General features: G+C 31.1%; 17 protein-coding genes. 7 read left to right on the forward strand and 10 right to left on the reverse strand.

Annotation, left to right across the window (positions count from 1 at the left end):
* The first annotated feature begins 15 nt into the window (after positions 1-15).
* Positions 16-2,448, forward strand: a complete 2,433-nt coding sequence (locus tag V8G69_RS16000) for a glycoside hydrolase family 2 TIM barrel-domain containing protein (protein WP_394883172.1) — start codon at positions 16-18, stop codon at positions 2,446-2,448.
* 88 nt (positions 2,449-2,536) lie between these two features.
* Here V8G69_RS16000 and V8G69_RS16005 read toward each other — a convergent pair whose 3' ends face one another.
* Positions 2,537-3,112 (reverse strand): hypothetical protein, encoded by a 576-nt coding sequence (locus V8G69_RS16005; RefSeq protein ID WP_394883173.1) that lies wholly within the window; start codon positions 3,110-3,112, stop codon positions 2,537-2,539.
* 337 nt (positions 3,113-3,449) lie between these two features.
* Between V8G69_RS16005 and V8G69_RS16010 the strand changes: the two genes are divergently transcribed.
* From V8G69_RS16010 to V8G69_RS16030, 5 genes are all read left to right on the forward strand, one after another.
* Positions 3,450-4,313 carry a helix-turn-helix domain-containing protein gene (locus V8G69_RS16010; RefSeq protein WP_394883175.1) on the forward strand — a complete coding sequence of 288 codons (864 nt, stop codon included), beginning with the start codon at positions 3,450-3,452 and terminating at the stop codon, positions 4,311-4,313.
* Positions 4,314-4,365: 52 nt separating this feature from the next.
* Positions 4,366-5,256, forward strand: coding sequence for an alpha/beta fold hydrolase (locus V8G69_RS16015; protein ID WP_394883177.1), 891 nt, complete (start codon positions 4,366-4,368; stop codon positions 5,254-5,256).
* 122 nt (positions 5,257-5,378) lie between these two features.
* The gene (locus V8G69_RS16020; RefSeq protein ID WP_394883178.1) at positions 5,379-5,930 is read left to right on the forward strand and encodes a carboxymuconolactone decarboxylase family protein; all 552 of its coding nucleotides are present in this window, start codon (positions 5,379-5,381) and stop codon (positions 5,928-5,930) included.
* A gap of 66 nt (positions 5,931-5,996) precedes the next feature.
* Entirely contained in the window at positions 5,997-6,785 is a 789-nt protein-coding gene (locus V8G69_RS16025; RefSeq protein WP_394883179.1) for an alpha/beta fold hydrolase, read from the forward strand.
* Between the two features lie 26 nt (positions 6,786-6,811).
* On the forward strand, positions 6,812-7,027 hold the full coding sequence (locus V8G69_RS16030) for a DUF2798 domain-containing protein (RefSeq protein ID WP_394883190.1): 216 nt from the start codon (positions 6,812-6,814) through the stop codon (positions 7,025-7,027).
* 309 nt (positions 7,028-7,336) lie between these two features.
* Here the strand turns inward: V8G69_RS16030 and V8G69_RS16035 are convergent, their stop codons facing one another.
* The 9 genes from V8G69_RS16035 to V8G69_RS16075 form a co-directional block, all read right to left on the reverse strand.
* Complete coding sequence (locus V8G69_RS16035; protein ID WP_394883180.1) at positions 7,337-7,528, reverse strand: hypothetical protein; 192 nt, start codon at positions 7,526-7,528, stop codon at positions 7,337-7,339.
* Positions 7,529-7,627: 99 nt separating this feature from the next.
* Positions 7,628-8,590 (reverse strand): D-2-hydroxyacid dehydrogenase family protein, encoded by a 963-nt coding sequence (locus tag V8G69_RS16040; RefSeq protein WP_394883181.1) that lies wholly within the window; start codon positions 8,588-8,590, stop codon positions 7,628-7,630.
* 4 nt (positions 8,591-8,594) lie between these two features.
* Positions 8,595-9,044, reverse strand: a complete 450-nt coding sequence (locus V8G69_RS16045; RefSeq protein WP_394883182.1) for a GNAT family N-acetyltransferase — start codon at positions 9,042-9,044, stop codon at positions 8,595-8,597.
* A gap of 93 nt (positions 9,045-9,137) precedes the next feature.
* A complete protein-coding gene (locus tag V8G69_RS16050; protein WP_394883183.1) occupies positions 9,138-9,572 on the reverse strand; it encodes a DoxX family protein in 435 nt (144 codons plus the stop codon).
* Positions 9,573-9,832: 260 nt separating this feature from the next.
* A complete protein-coding gene (locus V8G69_RS16055) occupies positions 9,833-10,243 on the reverse strand; it encodes a DUF1348 family protein (protein ID WP_394883191.1) in 411 nt (136 codons plus the stop codon).
* A gap of 101 nt (positions 10,244-10,344) precedes the next feature.
* A complete protein-coding gene (locus V8G69_RS16060; RefSeq protein ID WP_394883185.1) occupies positions 10,345-10,764 on the reverse strand; it encodes an OsmC family protein in 420 nt (139 codons plus the stop codon).
* Positions 10,765-10,768: 4 nt separating this feature from the next.
* On the reverse strand, positions 10,769-11,488 hold the full coding sequence (locus V8G69_RS16065) for a cysteine hydrolase (protein ID WP_394883186.1): 720 nt from the start codon (positions 11,486-11,488) through the stop codon (positions 10,769-10,771).
* A 27-nt stretch (positions 11,489-11,515) separates the two neighbouring features.
* Positions 11,516-11,932, reverse strand: a complete 417-nt coding sequence (locus V8G69_RS16070; protein ID WP_394883187.1) for a hypothetical protein — start codon at positions 11,930-11,932, stop codon at positions 11,516-11,518.
* Between the two features lie 43 nt (positions 11,933-11,975).
* The gene (locus V8G69_RS16075; RefSeq protein ID WP_394883188.1) at positions 11,976-12,524 is read right to left on the reverse strand and encodes a carboxymuconolactone decarboxylase family protein; all 549 of its coding nucleotides are present in this window, start codon (positions 12,522-12,524) and stop codon (positions 11,976-11,978) included.
* Positions 12,525-13,789: 1,265 nt separating this feature from the next.
* On the opposite strand from V8G69_RS16075, the gene V8G69_RS16080 reads away from it, so the two are divergent.
* Positions 13,790-15,202: an alpha-amylase gene (locus V8G69_RS16080; RefSeq protein WP_394883189.1), complete on the forward strand. Its 1,413-nt coding sequence runs from the start codon at positions 13,790-13,792 to the stop codon at positions 15,200-15,202.
* Positions 15,203-15,779: the final 577 nt, after the last annotated feature.

Below are 15,779 nucleotides of genomic sequence, written 5' to 3' on the forward strand. Positions count from 1 at the left end.
CTATTACTAAATGAAATGAATTTAAATACTCTCATTAAATTTTTAACCCTTGTCTTCATAGGTGTATCAACATTAGCTCAAACAAGAGAACAAACATCCTTGAATCAGGATTGGAAATTTTTTAAAGGAACCCAAGATCTTCCAACTTCAGTTGATTTTGATGATTCTTCTTGGGAAACCATTCGTATTCCTCATGATTGGGCTATTGGCGAAAATTTCATTATAGATGGCAATGGAGATACCGGCAAACTCCCATGGAAAGCTGAAGGATGGTATAGAAAGCTTTTAGACATTCCAAATTCATACAAAGACAAAAAAGTTATTCTTGTTTTTGATGGGATTATGGCTTTTCCGGAAATATATATCAACGGTGAATTAGTTGGCAAATGGGATTATGGTTACAGTTCATTTTATTTAGATATTACTGAACATTTGCATTTTGGAGGAAAAAATGTTATAACAATTCATGCAGATACCCGTAAACATGATAGTAGGTGGTATCCCGGTGGTGGAATCTTCAGAAAGATACAAATGCTGGTTACCAATCCTATTCATGTTAATGTTTGGGGGACTCAAATTACTACGCCAATTATAAAGCCTAATTATGCCAACGTTACAATAAACTCCTCTATTGTTAACGAAACTAAGCAATTAGAAATCATAAAAGCGGAATATATTATTTACAGTCCTTCGGGTGAGGAACTTAGGAAAGGATTCATAGAACATAAAATCCTTTCTGAAAAAAGTAAAGACTTTGAGATTACGCTTCAGCTTTCAAACCCCCTCCTTTGGGATACAGAAAATCCATATTTGTATAGTGTCATCACAAATGTTTATAAAAATGACCGTATCATTGATACTCAAAAAATAACTTTTGGAATTCGCACTATTCAATTTACTCCAGATGACGGACTTTACCTAAATCATAAACGTATTCAACTTAAAGGGGTTAATCTACATAGTGATTTTGGCCCCTTAGGTGTGGCCTTCAATTATAGAGCTATGGAACGCCAACTGGAAATCATGAAATCTATGGGAGTAAATGCCATAAGAAATAGCCACAATGTAGCTGCACCTGAATTGCTGGAATTATGTGATAACATGGGCTTACTGGTCTTTAATGAAATCTTTGATAAATACGACGCCAAAGCAGACATAACAGACACTACCGATTTTGATGAATTCGCTCATAGAAATATTAGAAATTTTGTTGAAAGAGACAGAAATCATCCTTGTGTTTTTATTTGGAGCGTTGGCAATGAAATTGGGGATGTACAATGGAATATAGACAATGGCTTTAAGAAGCTCCATACAATGGTTAATTATGTTAGAAAATATGATCATTCCAGACCAGTTACTCTTGTTTGTGACAATATGGAAAGTGCATCACTAAGACATTTTGAATACTATGACATTCATTCTTGGAATTATGGGAGACGCTACAGGTTAGCAAGACAACTTGAACCCAACAAATCTGTTATTATAAGTGAGTCAGCTTCTACCGTGAGTACAAGAGGTTTTTATGAATTTCCATTGCCTAAAGAAAAAACAAACTTCACAAGATCATTACAGGTAAGTTCTTATGATTTAAATGCCCCAGAGTGGGCTGAAATGGCAGATGATGATTTTATGTGGCAGCAGGATGAACCTTATGTTGCAGGAGAATTTGTTTGGACAGGATTTGATTATTTAGGAGAGCCGACACCTTATAACAATGCTGCGGTAAAATTACTTGGAATGACCGACAAAGAAGCTTCACGAAGTTCATATTTTGGCATTGTAGATCTGGTTGGCATCCCTAAGGACAGATATTATCTGTATAAGAGTTATTGGAAACCTGATGATAATATGGTCCATATTTTACCTCATTGGAACTGGCAAGGAAAAGAAGGTGATACCATTCCAGTTTTCGCATATACCAATGGAGATTGTGGAGAACTTTTTGTTAACGGAAAATCATATGGAAAACAGTGTAAAAAACCAGCATCAAAAAACTCTGTAGAACGCTTTAGGCTCATTTGGAACAATGTAGTCTATTCCCCCGGGAACATAAAAGTTGTGGCATACAAAAACGAAAAAGCTATTGCTGAAGAAACTATAAAAACAGCCGAGGAACCATTTTCACTTAAACTTTCGCCGAATAGGACAACCTTAAAAGCCAATGGTGAAGATTTAAGTTATATTCTTGTTGAAGCCTATGACAAACATGGTGTGTTAAACCCTTTAGCCAATAATAAAATAGAAATATCCATTGAAGGTAATGTCCAAATTGCCGGAGTTGGAAACGGCAATCCACAATCTTTTGAGCCTTTTCAGACAAATCATGTTAATTTGTTTTATGGAAAAGCTATGGTTATAATAAAATCAAATCAAGAGAAAGGTATTGTAAAAATCAAAGTGAATTCTAACAATTTAAAAAGTGATTCTGTTAGCTTAACAATTAATTGAACATTCCTTTTTTTAAAGTTTGACAAAAGAATAAAGCCAAGAGTAAACTCTTGGCTTTATATTTACAAAATTTTTATATTAAAAGGGGTTAGCCTTTAACCATTAAACTACTTAGTCCATCAACAAATTTACCAGTAAAATTTCTAGACTTTTCAAAAAACTGAAAGGCTAATTTGAAATAATTAATTCTTTCATAAGGTGTAAAGTCAAACCTTAATAAAACTTCTGGCGATTCATTTCCTTTAATGTTTAGTCCATTTTCAATATTGAAATCTAGAAAATTAAAATCCGATACTAATTCTTCGCTTCTATCACTATAAACAAAACTATTTCCTTTTTTTCCAAGATAAAAACGTAAAATATTGTAAGTGCCAGAACCTAATTTAAGCAGACTTGTAGATCTTAAAAAATCACCTCCAAAAAGACCTTTAATTTTTATTAAATTATTTCCTTTAAAATCAGTAACAAAATGCTCATTTCCATCTAAATCAAAAGCCGAAAGTTTTATTATCGTCAAATTCATTTCTGAAATATTCATTTTAGTTGCATAATTATTATTCAATATTAAATCTTTAATATATCTGCCTTTAGAATCATATTGATACATATCAAAACTTAAAGGATATACTTGCCAATTATTTCCATAAAATTTCTCTTTTTTCATAATTTCTGTATTTATTATTATACATCAACAAAAGTATGGGGTAATGAAATCTTAAAAAACATGTGCATTGGCTAATTTATTTGTTATTTTAACCCATTATCTTTCCTTAATATAAAAAATGTTACTTAACAAAAAATAGCAGGAATAAAAAAAGCCTTTTGTTTCAAAAAAGCTTATCCTTTTATTGTAAGGTAGAATATACTATAGAGACTGAAAATAAATCTAAAAATATTTGCTTTTAAAATCTATAAAAAAGGAATTATAATATACTCTTTTTTTTTAAAAACTATGCGCACAAAACAAGAATGATTCTTTTCTATTTACTTTTTAAACATATATGATAACTAAGCGGGAAATGTATGAACTTTTCGGAAAATTGGCACTTGAAAAGGTTACCATCAAAACACCATTTAAAATACCAAACCCAACAATTGATGAAGCTTGTTTTCTTTATGTAATTGAAGGTGAAATAAATTATCAATTGGAAAAAGAGCAATTATCTGTTCATTCAAAAGACGCCTTACTTTTAAAATGCGGCAATTATTTCAGCCAAATGAAGAATTTCAAAACATCAAAAATTCAAGAGATAATTTTTATTCATTTTCATCCAGATATATTAAAAAAAATATATGAAAAAGAACTTCCTAAGATTTTTAATGTACCTGAAAACAGACAAGAGAACACCTATATATGTAAAATTAATAACGATTTTCTAATAAAAAAGTATATTGAAGGACTGTTGTTCTATTTTGATAACCCTTCTCTTATAAATGAAGAAATTGTTGCATTGAAATTAAAGGAAATTATTTTATTGTTGTGCCAGACAAAAAATGCACCTATTATTCAACAAATTTTGTCACAACTTTTTTCTCCTATCGATTATACGTTTAAACAATTAATGGATGATCACATTTTCTCAAATTTATCGATTAAGGAATTAGCGGAATTATCTAATTTAAGTCTTTCTTCCTTCAAAAGAGAATTTAAAAAAGTTTATCATGATAGTCCAGCAAACTATATAAAATCAAAAAAATTAGAAATGGCAGCTGAATTATTATTTATATCCGATGAGAGAGTAACTAATATTGCTTTTGATTGCGGATTCAATGATTTGGCACATTTTTCGAAAAGTTTTCAGGACAAATTCAAATGCTCTCCTTCTAATTATAGATTAAATCAAAAAAAGAGATTACTCAATTAAATGCTAGAATAATTTACTCTTTAAAAAATTATATACTTAATAAATTTACACAATGAATCAACAAGTTATATTATGGAAAAATAAAGGTGATTTCTTTAAATATAAAGGAAATAAAATTTTTTACATCAAAGAAGGGAATGGTCCAAATTTATTGATTCTTCACGGTTATCCATATAATACTTTTGATTGGAAAATGGTTTGGGGTCAATTGAGTAAAAAATATTCAATAGTAGCTTTGGATTATTTAGGTATGGGGTTCTCTGATAAGCCTAAGAACCATGTTTATAGCTACAAAGAACATTGTGAAATCATAAATTATTTAATGAAGCATCTCAAAATAAACGAACTTCATATATTGTCCCATGATTTAGGGGTAAGTATTGCTCAAGAACTTTTAGCCAGAGATCTTTTAAATGTAAATAAATTCAAAATCAATTCTGTTGTATTTATGAATGGTGGTTTGTTTATGGATGTTTATAAGCCTCGTTTTATTCAAAGGCTTCTTTCACAATCTCCAAAACCAATTGGTAAAGTAATCAGCAGAATCATTTCTAAAGATAAGATTAATAAATCCGTTAAAGGAGTTTTTGGCCCTAACACACAACCCGATGAACAACTACTAGACGAGCTTTGGGAAATTCTGAATTATAATGACGGAAAGTCAATTACTTACCTTATAGGTAGATTGGTGTTTGATAAAGTCAATCATCAAGAAAGGTGGATAAGTGCAATGAAAACCACAAAAATACCAATGTGTTACATATGCGGTCCCTATGATCCCAATTCCGGAATCATAATGGCAAATCGTTATTTAGAAATTGTCCCAAATCCAATTGTAAAATTACTCAATGAAAATATTGGTCATTGGCCGCAATTAGAGGATCCTGATGGTGTCATTAAGGCTTACAATGAGTTTAGGGAGAGCATTAATTTCTCTAAGTAAAGTTTTTAACAGATTTTTTGTGAAGAATTTTCATATTGAACCAAAAAAACAAATTATTGAACTAACAACCAAAATATTTCTTCTCTTTAAAACGCAATTTTGTTATATAAAATAAATACAAAATGGCAAAATTAAAATTAGAGAATTTAAATAATTCTCAACTTACAAACGAGATTTTAGAAAACACTCAAAAAGGTTTAGGATTTGTTCCTAAAATGTACGTTTCAATGGGCGGTAATACGGCATTGTTAGATGCCTACACCTATTCATACAAGAGCTTTAGAGCTAACTCTGGGTTTACCCCAGCAGAACAAGAGGTAGTATTTTTATCAGTAGCATATGAAAACAATTGTGAATATTGCATGGCTGCACATAGTTTTATTGCTGATAAAATGTCAAAAGTTCCAACAGAAGTTACCAATGCTATTCGAGAAGGAAAACAAATTCCAGATGTAAAATTTGCTGCCTTGTCAAAACTCACTCGATCATTAACAGCAACTAGAGGAAACGTTTCTCAAGCCGAAATAGACGACTTTTTGGCAGCTGGTTATTCCGAAATTCATGTTCTTGGAATAATTGCTGGTATAGCGGTTAAAACAATGAGCAATTACTCAAACCACTTGACTAATCCAACATTGGATGGTGCCTTTTCTGAAAGAGTGTGGCAAAAATAAACCCTAATTTTCCTAGAATGAAAATTTAGTTGTTTTCAGTCCATGATTTTATAAAAACAAATTTAAATGAAAATAGAGAAAAATGTTTCAATCGGTCACAATATAATTGGTACCGGTGACAAAAAAGTTATTGCCTTACATAGTTGGATGGATGACGCCGAAAGCTGGAATTCAACCATTCCATACCTCAACATAGAGGAATATACCTATGCTTTTATGGATGTTAGAGGCTATGGCAAATCAAAAGAAATAAAAGGTCAATTCAATTCAGATGAAATAGCTAATGATGTTTTCAATTTGGCAGACACTTTGCATTGGGATAAATTTTATTTAATAGGTCATTCTATGTGCGGATTGGCTGCTCAAAAGGCATCCCTGCTAGATAAGCAAAACAGAATTTTAAAAATTGTTTTAGTAACACCGGTTTCTGCAAGTGGTTTCCCTGCAGATAAAGATGATAAGGATTTTTTTACTTCAATTGTCCAAAATAAAGAGATGTCAGCAATGGCATATGGTGTATTCACTTCTGATAGACTTTCTGTCTATTGGAAAGAAATGAGAGCTAAAAGACATCTTCAAGTTACCGATAGTGAAGCACAGTTAGCGTATATCAACATGTGGACGGAAGAAAATTTTTATAATGAAATGGTCGAAGTATCTAAACCATTTTTAGTGCTGTCTGGAAAACATGATCACATTCAATTCCAAATTTCCAGTCAAAGGGAAGCATTTAAAAATTTTAAAAATGTTGAATTTATTGAATTAGAAAATTCAGGTCATTTTCCTATGCAAGAGACACCTTTATATTTAGTATCATTAATAGAGAATTATTTTAGTAAAAATAACTCACATTAAAATGTTATATGGGAATTTTAATAGGAATGACAAGATCAAAACTTAAACATTCGGCATTCTTGGCTATTTTCACAACTAGTTACATTACGTTTACAATTATAGCAGTAAATATTGGATTTGTATATAATTTCATATTTATATGGCTAAGAAGTTGGTTAATAGCCATATTCCTTTCATTACCCTCTTTACTTTTTATTACTCCTGTAATAGAAAAACATATAAAAAATAAAATTAATAAATGAGTAATTATATAAATTAACTAACAAAAATATAATCACACAGTTAATGCTTTATACTAGGTTTTTTAGCTGTGATTTTAACTTCTATGCGAAGAGAACTATTATATTATTTCAATTTTGGAACGTCCAAATCTGCTCAGATACTCATTCAAATATTAGGTGCTCTTACTTTTCGTTTGCAATGCTTAACTGGATGACAAGAGCAAGTTTTATAGGTGGTATTTACAACAGACCCATAGCAATTGCAAACTTTACACATTTTACAATTGCAGGACTGGCTTTAATTAAAGCCCTGTTATCAAGTTCTAGCCTTCAAAATGTGATCTGGATACTAGCAATAATATATTCCGTCTTCATGATATCTTTTGGATTAATTATTTTTAAGCATCCATTAACTGAAAGGAAAGCTGAATAATAATTACCATGCTTTGGATTTGATAACCTAATTAAGTCTTCGTCTGAATCAAGCCATTGATGTTTTTTGTATTTAAGTAGCCAATCCATTTGGCCTATTTGCATTGAGTAAATAGGTGTGTCTTTTAATTTTTAGCAAAGCGGGGTTTAGAAACCTGTGAGGTTTGTTAGCTAAAACTACAAATGAGTTTAAATTATTTCTGGATTGGCTATATTCGTTGGGTTCCCATTCATGAAATTAACTACATTTTCAAAGGCTTTACTAAAATAGAGCTCGTAGCCATTTCTTTCCACATAGCCTAAATGTGGTGTACAAATTACATTTGGCATTTTTAAAAGTTCAAAAGTTGTATCATAAATGGGCTCTTCTTCATAAACATCAATTCCCGCAAAACCTGGCCTACCTTTTTTTAGACATTTTATTAGGGCATCTTTATCTATTAATTCTGCTCTTGAAGTATTGATTATGATTGATGAAGAATGCATTTGAGCTAAGTCGGATTCTTTTACAATCCCAATAGTGCTTTCATTTAAACGAAGGTGAAGGGAAATAATATCTGCCGTTTGGAAAAACTCTCTTTTGGTATCGGCTTTTGAAAAGCCATCTTTAACTGCATTTTCTCTTGAACTTTCACTTCCCCAAACCATTACTTTTGCCCCAAATGCCTTAGCATAATTGGCGATTCTTTTTCCTATCTTCCCATAGCCCCAAATGCCCACAGTTTTCCCATAAATGCTTGACCCAATATTTACTTGCCATTTCCCATTTTTCATTCCTTCTATTGCTTGAGGTATTTGTCTAACCGAGTTCATTATCAAAGCCCAAGTTAATTCCGCAGGTGCAATAGGAGACCCAATCCCTTCAGACACTAATACTTTATACCTTGCACAAGCTTTCAAATCTAAATGATTTGATATTTTACCGGTCTGGCTAATTAACTTTAGCTTTGGTAATTTAGACAGCAAATCCTCATTTATTATTGTTCTTTCTCTGGTTAAAACCAAAATCTCAACATCTTTTAAGCTTTCTGAAAGCTTATCTATATTTTTTTCGGTTTCATTTAGAATAAGGACATCTAAACCATCAAGTAACGAATAACAATCAAGCTTATTAATAATGTTTTGATAATCATCTAAAATTGCTGTTTTCATATCATTAATTATAAACGTTAGGGTTATGAAGTTCCATATAAAATTCTGGATTTGGGATATTAATAAAACCATATTTTTTATATAACCAGTCTGCTGTATCTGTTAATAAAATCCATCGCCTTAAACCTTGCAAATTTGGGTGCGTAATAATTTGATCCATAATCTTTTTCGATAGACCTCTTCCTCTATATTTACTTAAAACATAAACATCTCCAATATAGGCTATTGTGGCATAATCTGAAATAACCCTTGCATATCCAATTTGTTTATCATTATAAAACAAACCAAAGTTCAAGGAATTTTCTACACTATCTCTAACTTTATTATATGGAATGTTTTTACTCCAATCAGTATTTTTAGACAAATAATCATGTATAGCAACAATATTCATTTTGCTACTTTCAGTTGTTATATAATACTCTCCAAAATATGATTCAATTATTTCCAAATGCATTGTCGAGGCTTTTCGTTACCAATTTTCTATCTAAAATTTGGGTTGTTTTTCCTTTAAATTTATTTTTTAAGAACTAACTAACTCCTATTTTTCCTATTGGTGAATTTTAAGTTGAGAAATTAAATCCAAACTCCATCTACCACTACCCTTTCTCAATATTATTAAAGCCATCATTATAACCGCAATAGGCATATAAGGTTCTTGTGGTTGTGAGGGGAAAGCCCCAGGATTAGTGACTGTTAAATGAACATAAATAGCAACAAACATTATAGGTAAAACCATTAAAGCAGATAGTCTTGAATGATAACCTAAAAACAAGAATAACCCTAAGAATATTTCAAAAAGAGGCACAAAATAGTATGTAACTGTATAGAATGGAATTTTTGCTTCCACTAATTGTATAGACCAAGCTGCTCCATAATCTGGCAAAGTAAGCTTCATTATTCCTGTCATCATGAAAATGATTCCTAGCAATATCCTTACAACCCCAACAAGTTCGTTTATAGTTATCTGTTTAACTTTTTTCATTTTTAAATATTTTATAATTAATAGTCTCTGTATTATGATTTAAATTCATTCATAATTATAAGTTTTATTTTACCATTTTAACATGATAAAGTTGATACATAAATAAAACTTTTACTTTGGCATCAGGTTCAATAATTTGGATAATTAGTTCAAAATTCAATATAAAATTTTACTCATTATTAATTAGTAAGAACAACATAGATTCGATTGCCCAATTGTAGACAATTGATAATCTATACAAAACTAAAATGCTAATTTGACTAAAGTCTTTTTTCGTTTTCTTCTATAGCTAAATCGTTTATACTGGCAAATCTTTTTTCCATCAAGCCATTTTGGTCGAATTGCCAGTTTTCATTACCATAAGCTCGCCACCATTGACCATTTTGATCTTGATATTCATATTCAAATCTTACAGCAATTCTATTATCAGTATGAGCCCAATATTCCTTTTTAAGTTTATAGTTTTGTTCCCTTTCCCATTTACCGGTCAAAAACTCTACAATTTCTTCTCGACCATTGACAAACTGATTCCTATTTCTCCACTCACTATTTAAAGTGTAAGCTTTTGAAACACGCTCTGGGTCTTTACTGTTCCAAGCATCTTCTGCCTTTTGAATTTTTTGTTCCGCAGTCTCTTTTGTGAAAGGAGGCAATGGATATTTTTGTTCGATTGTATTCATAATTATTATAGTTTAAAAAATTAAATTTAGTAAAACTGCAAGAAAATGTATTTTAAAATACATTAACTCACAGTTTTTACTTGCTATTAATACTAAACACTTACAGTTTCTAGGCTTTTAGCATGCTCTATATTCCATTCTCCGAAAATCTGGCGATGGACGTAGCAGCTGTCCGCTTGTTTTAAAAGTTCATTTCTCATGTCATCTGAAATATCACCTTCAATTGAAATTTTTACTTTTATATTGGTTTTTAACCCGTTCGAGTCTCTTTTTACTTCTTGACTCAGTTCGGCATTTACATCACCTATGTCCCATCCTTTTTGCCTAGCAATGTAACGCACTGTTGCTGCCTTACACAAAGCCAATCCACTCAACACCAATTCTGATGGACTTAAACCCAAATCTGTTCCTTTGCTACTTATGGGTTCATCGCCAACAATGGTATGCTTTCCATTTGTAATGATACTTTGATACCCAATAGGTAAATTTTTTATCTTAATTTCAGTAGCCACAGACTTATTTATTGATTGTTTTTAAAAACTCTTCGGTGGTATAAACTTTACTAGCTAACATTTTAAAGTTGGTTAGAGCAGCTTCGGCACCATTCATTCCTGGCAAAATTGCTGAAGCTGTAGCGTCATTTACAACTGCTACTTCAAATCCTTCCTCTAAGAGTTCTCTTAAATGAGATTCTACACATAGGTTTCCAGACATACCCGCTAAAACAACTTTATCAATACCTCTTTTTCTTAATTGCAAAGCCAAATCATTGCTCTCTGGACCGAAAACTTTATGTGGTGATGTTACAATAACATTCTCTCCTTTAATATAAGGCTTATACATTGCCAACCAATCAGCTCCTGAACCTTCAAACCCTTCTAGGCTTAAGGCACCGCTCCTATCAAACATCTTTATATTATGCATAAGAGTTTCTAAAACACCTTCAAATTTCCATTGGTGATCCTGTGGATAATAATAATGTGGAGACACAAAAACATTGATGTCATTATTGGCTGCTACCTTAAATAATTTTTCAAGGTTTTCTCTTGTTTTGTTCTCTAATACATTTGGACCCACTACTCCCCAAGCTACACCTTTTTCACTTAAAAAGTCGTTTTGAGGATCAGTAATGACTATTGCAGTTTTATCATCAAAGGTGAAACCAGGATCTGGTAATTGTGCAAATATTTGATTTGCAAAAAGCATTGATACTACTAAAATTTTTAATGTTTTCATTTTTTGTTTTTCTAAGATTTTTTATTATTAATTTTTGAGTTTGTGCGTAAAATACCATAGTGGTATTCCATAAGCTAAGTGCCTTACTAATGTTATTAAGGGAACCATGGCACTCATTTTTGTTCCTGCTATTCCTGCTCCCAATAATGGAAGCATAAAAAACCAAACTAAAGCAATAGTTTCAGCTGTTACAAACAGCAAAGTTCGAAGCCAAGTAGGACCCCATAACGATGGTGCTATTCCAGCGTAAAGAATTGCTATTAAAATACCATTTGCATAATGTCCAAGAATACCATATTCAAAACCTAATCCCGTTTTTTCACCAAGTATAGATGGTATATCCCACCATTGTCCTGTAAATAAGAATCCAATTATATCAAAGGCTAGTGTGCCTATTATTCCTGCCGTAATGGCACGCATCCAATTTATTTTATTATCATTCATTTGTTTTCATTTTTAAAAAGTTAATTTTGTAGAAACTAGTTTTTTAATGTGTTTCAATTTCTAATTCTGTAGCAATTGGAAAATCTATTGGCACCTTTGTAATATTGTGTAGATAATTCATTACTATTTTATCAGCAATTAATAAAATCAAATCAATTAAATTTGCTTTAGTATAACCAGCATCATAAAAGTCTTCTAATTCTTCTTCAATGCTAGTTCCTTTAGATTCTGTAACAGCTTTTGCTAATTTTACTAGAGCATCAATTTTATTATCCCAATTTGAAAAACCTAGTCTTATTTGATGGGTTTGCTTCTCATCAAGTCCATTAAGCTTTGCAAGAAAAGTATGAGCCGACTGACAATAGTGACATCCATTTATTTGGCTTACTACTAAATTGATTACTTCCTTTTCTTTAGTTGAAAAAGATGTTTTACCATTTTGAAATTGCAAATAGTTTGCTAGAGCAGTGTCAGAATATGCCATGGTAGCATACAAATTAGGAACCATCCCTATGGTATTTTTTAAGTCATCAAAAATCACCTGATTTTTTTCAGATACATCCCCTCTGATGGGAACTTCAAAATCTATCATTTTGCTTTGTTTTTAATTATAAATTAATTTAACAATGCAAAGATGAAGTTAGAAAAGCGTTAACTGATAGGTATAAATTCCTAATGAGTTGGCAATTTGTCCTTTTCAATCAAGCACCTTAAATGAAAGTGGAAAAGCCTGTTTGGTTTTTAAAAAACAAAATGAATGTTTTTGTATTTTAAAAATTATCTTAGTATTTATTAATTAATGGAAACTGAAGAAAATAAATGAATTGAGGAATATAATCCGTTTATTTTATTAGCTTGAAACTTTATAGTGGAAAAGGGAGTCAAACTTTTAGTTGACAACATCTAATCACATATAATTGAAGCTAAAATATTGAACATAAATTAGAATGTAACTTATTTAAATAAAAACTATGATTGTATTAAAACCCGTATTTCTTTGGATATTATTTATAATGGTTTGCCTTCAAACAAAATATCAAAGTAGAAAAAAGTGGAAATTTCAAAACCTATAATCAAAATGAGCATGAATTAATATTTGAATCAGATTCAGGTAATAAATTAAGATTTCAATTTTATTCTGAAAATATCATCAGAGTACAATGGATTAAAAAGAGTGAAGACTTTTTTCCAAACAATCACTACGAAACCGTAGTAGACCATACACTCTCAGGGACATACATTATTGAAGATAAAACAGATGCTTTTGAGATTACTGTTGGACAAAAAAAAGCCTCCTTCTTTAATGAAATCTTTGCAAAGTATCTCATTACCTAATTTAGATATATCATAATGTGGATTTATTTATAAAACACCTTCATCAGAAAAGCTATAGTGCTCGCCACTAGATACCATAATGATATGGTCCAATACCTTCACGTCAAAAAAAGAGAGCTACTTCTTTTTTTGACGTGAGTTGTTTGACAGCTTCGCTTGGCATTAAATTGTCGCTTGAATAGCAGTGAGACAAAATCACGCCCACCGACAGCTATTTTAAAAAAGTTGTCTGAATATCTTCCTCAATAGTCCAATGATCTATTTATATAAAAGTTAAGCCCTTCATCTTTTCTTAAGTTGTTATCAATTAGCCCTTCATTTTAACCATGATAAACCCTATCATCATTATTAAAAGTTTTGTTGCCCTTTCTGCGAACATATTACTAAGTATATTTTTAACCTAGATCAACTCAGCACGCAAAAACAACAAGTTATCAACAAGTAAACGTTTACATTAATATTGAAATTGGATTGGATTTTTTTTTTTGGTATGTTTCGGTAAACAAACTAAATTATTAAATTATGAAGAATTTTAAAATTTATCACTTTCTTATTTTATTATTGCTAATTTTTAGCTGTAATAAAGAAGAATTATTAAAAGAAGATGTTAATTCAATTGAAGTAAACAATTCAGTTGAGCGTACTTCACAAGTTAAGGCTTCAGGGCAATCTACACTAAGAGCCGGATTAAAGAGTGTAGGTTCTGGAGTTATGATGCAAGCATTTTATTGGGACGTTCCCGCTGGAGGCACATGGTGGGATCATTTAAATACCAAAGTGGCTGATTGGAGTGCAGCAGGTTTTAGTTCTATATGGCTACCACCTGTTTCTAAAGCACAGAATGGAGCCAATTCAATGGGATATGATCCGTTTGATTACTATGACTTTGGAGAATATAATCAGAAAGGAAGTATAGAAACCAGATTTGGTTCTAAAAATGAATTACTAACCTTGATAAATAGTGCTCATCAAAATGGATTGAATGTTATAGCAGATATAGTAATCAACCACAATAGTGGGGGTGATAGTGAACAGAACATTTTTACAGGAGGAAGCAGCTATACAGATTTCAATCCAGCTTCAGGTCTTTTTAATCGTTCACAGTATGACTTCCATCCAAATGATTTTCATTCCAATGATTCTGGTTCTTTTGGAGGATTTGCAGATTTATGTCATGATAAAGTGTGGGTACAAGATTGGTTATGGAACAGAACCAATTCTGTTGCAAAGTATTATATGAACGATATAGGTTTTGATGGTTGGAGATTTGATTATGTTAAGGGATTTGAACCATGGGTAGTTAAAAATTGGACAAATGCAGTTGGAGGATTTTCAGTAGGAGAATACTGGGATGCAAATGTCAATACATTAGATTGGTGGACAACCCAATCAGGGGCGAGTGCTTTCGACTTCGCTTGTTATTATAAAATGAGAGATGCCTTTGGAAACAATGACTTAAACTATTTAAATGGGGATATGCTTTGGAAAAGAAACGGAAAAAAAGCTGTAACTTTTGTAGCAAACCATGACACAAATGAAATAGTATCTGGCAGTAAATTATTGGCTTATGCATATATTCTTACTCATGAAGGTTATCCAACAATTTTTTATAGAGATTATGAAGAATGGTTAGATAAAACAAGTCTAAAAAATTTAATATGGATACATAATAACTTGGCCAGTGGAACCACTAGTATACTTTATGTAGACGATAATGAATATATTGCCAGAAGAAATGGAAACAATGCCGCTGGGTTAGTAGTTTATATCAACAATACAACTTCATGGAAAGAGAGATGGATTCAAACTAACTGGTCTAGTACTACTATTAAAGACTATACAGGTCACTCAAATTGGCAACCCGTAACTCAATCTGGGAAGTGGGTTAAAATTCAAGCGCCTCCAAAAAGTTATTCTGTCTGGTCTGTTAAATAAAAATATTGAATTAGTCATTTTCAATTCTGTATATTATCAATAATAAAATTAAATAACATGGAACTGGACTTACTATTTATTAGACTGGACAATTAAGTTGCAAGATTTAAATTATAAATTTAATTTGGTATCATAAAAACAACAAAAATTGCAGTTTATGATTAAAGAGAAAGCTAGTAGGACTGGGCTACATACTAGATAGTTTATAATAAATATGTGACAAATTATATGTTCCAATATTGATACTTAGTCGTTGGCTTAGAAAATCAAAAGAAAGCATAGTAAGAACAGTTCCTTAGCTTGGACACCCAAATTTACAGAAGATCGAAATGAGCTAGTTTTTTAATGAACAATTAGAAGGTGTTTTTAGAGGAGAACGAGATATTAAAAAAGGCAGTAAAGATCTTAAATTTTAGATACATAAAACATGAATTCAAGTTTTCAGTCAAAAAGATGTTTAAAGTACTGAAAGTAAATATTAACGGCTATTATTGAATGTTGTAGAAAAGGTAACAGCTAAAATTGAAACAATAAAAACAAGGCTCTTCATATTTATTAAATTTTGAAATTAAACTGT

Source organism: Gaetbulibacter sp. M235 (assembly GCF_043876835.1).
Taxonomy (GTDB): domain Bacteria; phylum Bacteroidota; class Bacteroidia; order Flavobacteriales; family Flavobacteriaceae; genus Yeosuana.

Coding starts and splice junctions, on each gene's coding strand:
- V8G69_RS16000 (WP_394883172.1), top strand. CDS start 16: ATGAATTTAAATACTCTCATTAAATTTTTAACCCTTGTCTTCATAGGT.
- V8G69_RS16005 (WP_394883173.1), bottom strand. CDS start 3,112: ATGAAAAAAGAGAAATTTTATGGAAATAATTGGCAAGTATATCCTTTA.
- V8G69_RS16010 (WP_394883175.1), top strand. CDS start 3,450: ATGATAACTAAGCGGGAAATGTATGAACTTTTCGGAAAATTGGCACTT.
- V8G69_RS16015 (WP_394883177.1), top strand. CDS start 4,366: ATGAATCAACAAGTTATATTATGGAAAAATAAAGGTGATTTCTTTAAA.
- V8G69_RS16020 (WP_394883178.1), top strand. CDS start 5,379: ATGGCAAAATTAAAATTAGAGAATTTAAATAATTCTCAACTTACAAAC.
- V8G69_RS16025 (WP_394883179.1), top strand. CDS start 5,997: ATGAAAATAGAGAAAAATGTTTCAATCGGTCACAATATAATTGGTACC.
- V8G69_RS16030 (WP_394883190.1), top strand. CDS start 6,812: ATGACAAGATCAAAACTTAAACATTCGGCATTCTTGGCTATTTTCACA.
- V8G69_RS16035 (WP_394883180.1), bottom strand. CDS start 7,528: ATGGATTGGCTACTTAAATACAAAAAACATCAATGGCTTGATTCAGAC.
- V8G69_RS16040 (WP_394883181.1), bottom strand. CDS start 8,590: ATGAAAACAGCAATTTTAGATGATTATCAAAACATTATTAATAAGCTT.
- V8G69_RS16045 (WP_394883182.1), bottom strand. CDS start 9,044: ATGCATTTGGAAATAATTGAATCATATTTTGGAGAGTATTATATAACA.
- V8G69_RS16050 (WP_394883183.1), bottom strand. CDS start 9,572: ATGAAAAAAGTTAAACAGATAACTATAAACGAACTTGTTGGGGTTGTA.
- V8G69_RS16065 (WP_394883186.1), bottom strand. CDS start 11,488: ATGAAAACATTAAAAATTTTAGTAGTATCAATGCTTTTTGCAAATCAA.
- V8G69_RS16070 (WP_394883187.1), bottom strand. CDS start 11,932: ATGAATGATAATAAAATAAATTGGATGCGTGCCATTACGGCAGGAATA.
- V8G69_RS16075 (WP_394883188.1), bottom strand. CDS start 12,524: ATGATAGATTTTGAAGTTCCCATCAGAGGGGATGTATCTGAAAAAAAT.
- V8G69_RS16080 (WP_394883189.1), top strand. CDS start 13,790: ATGAAGAATTTTAAAATTTATCACTTTCTTATTTTATTATTGCTAATT.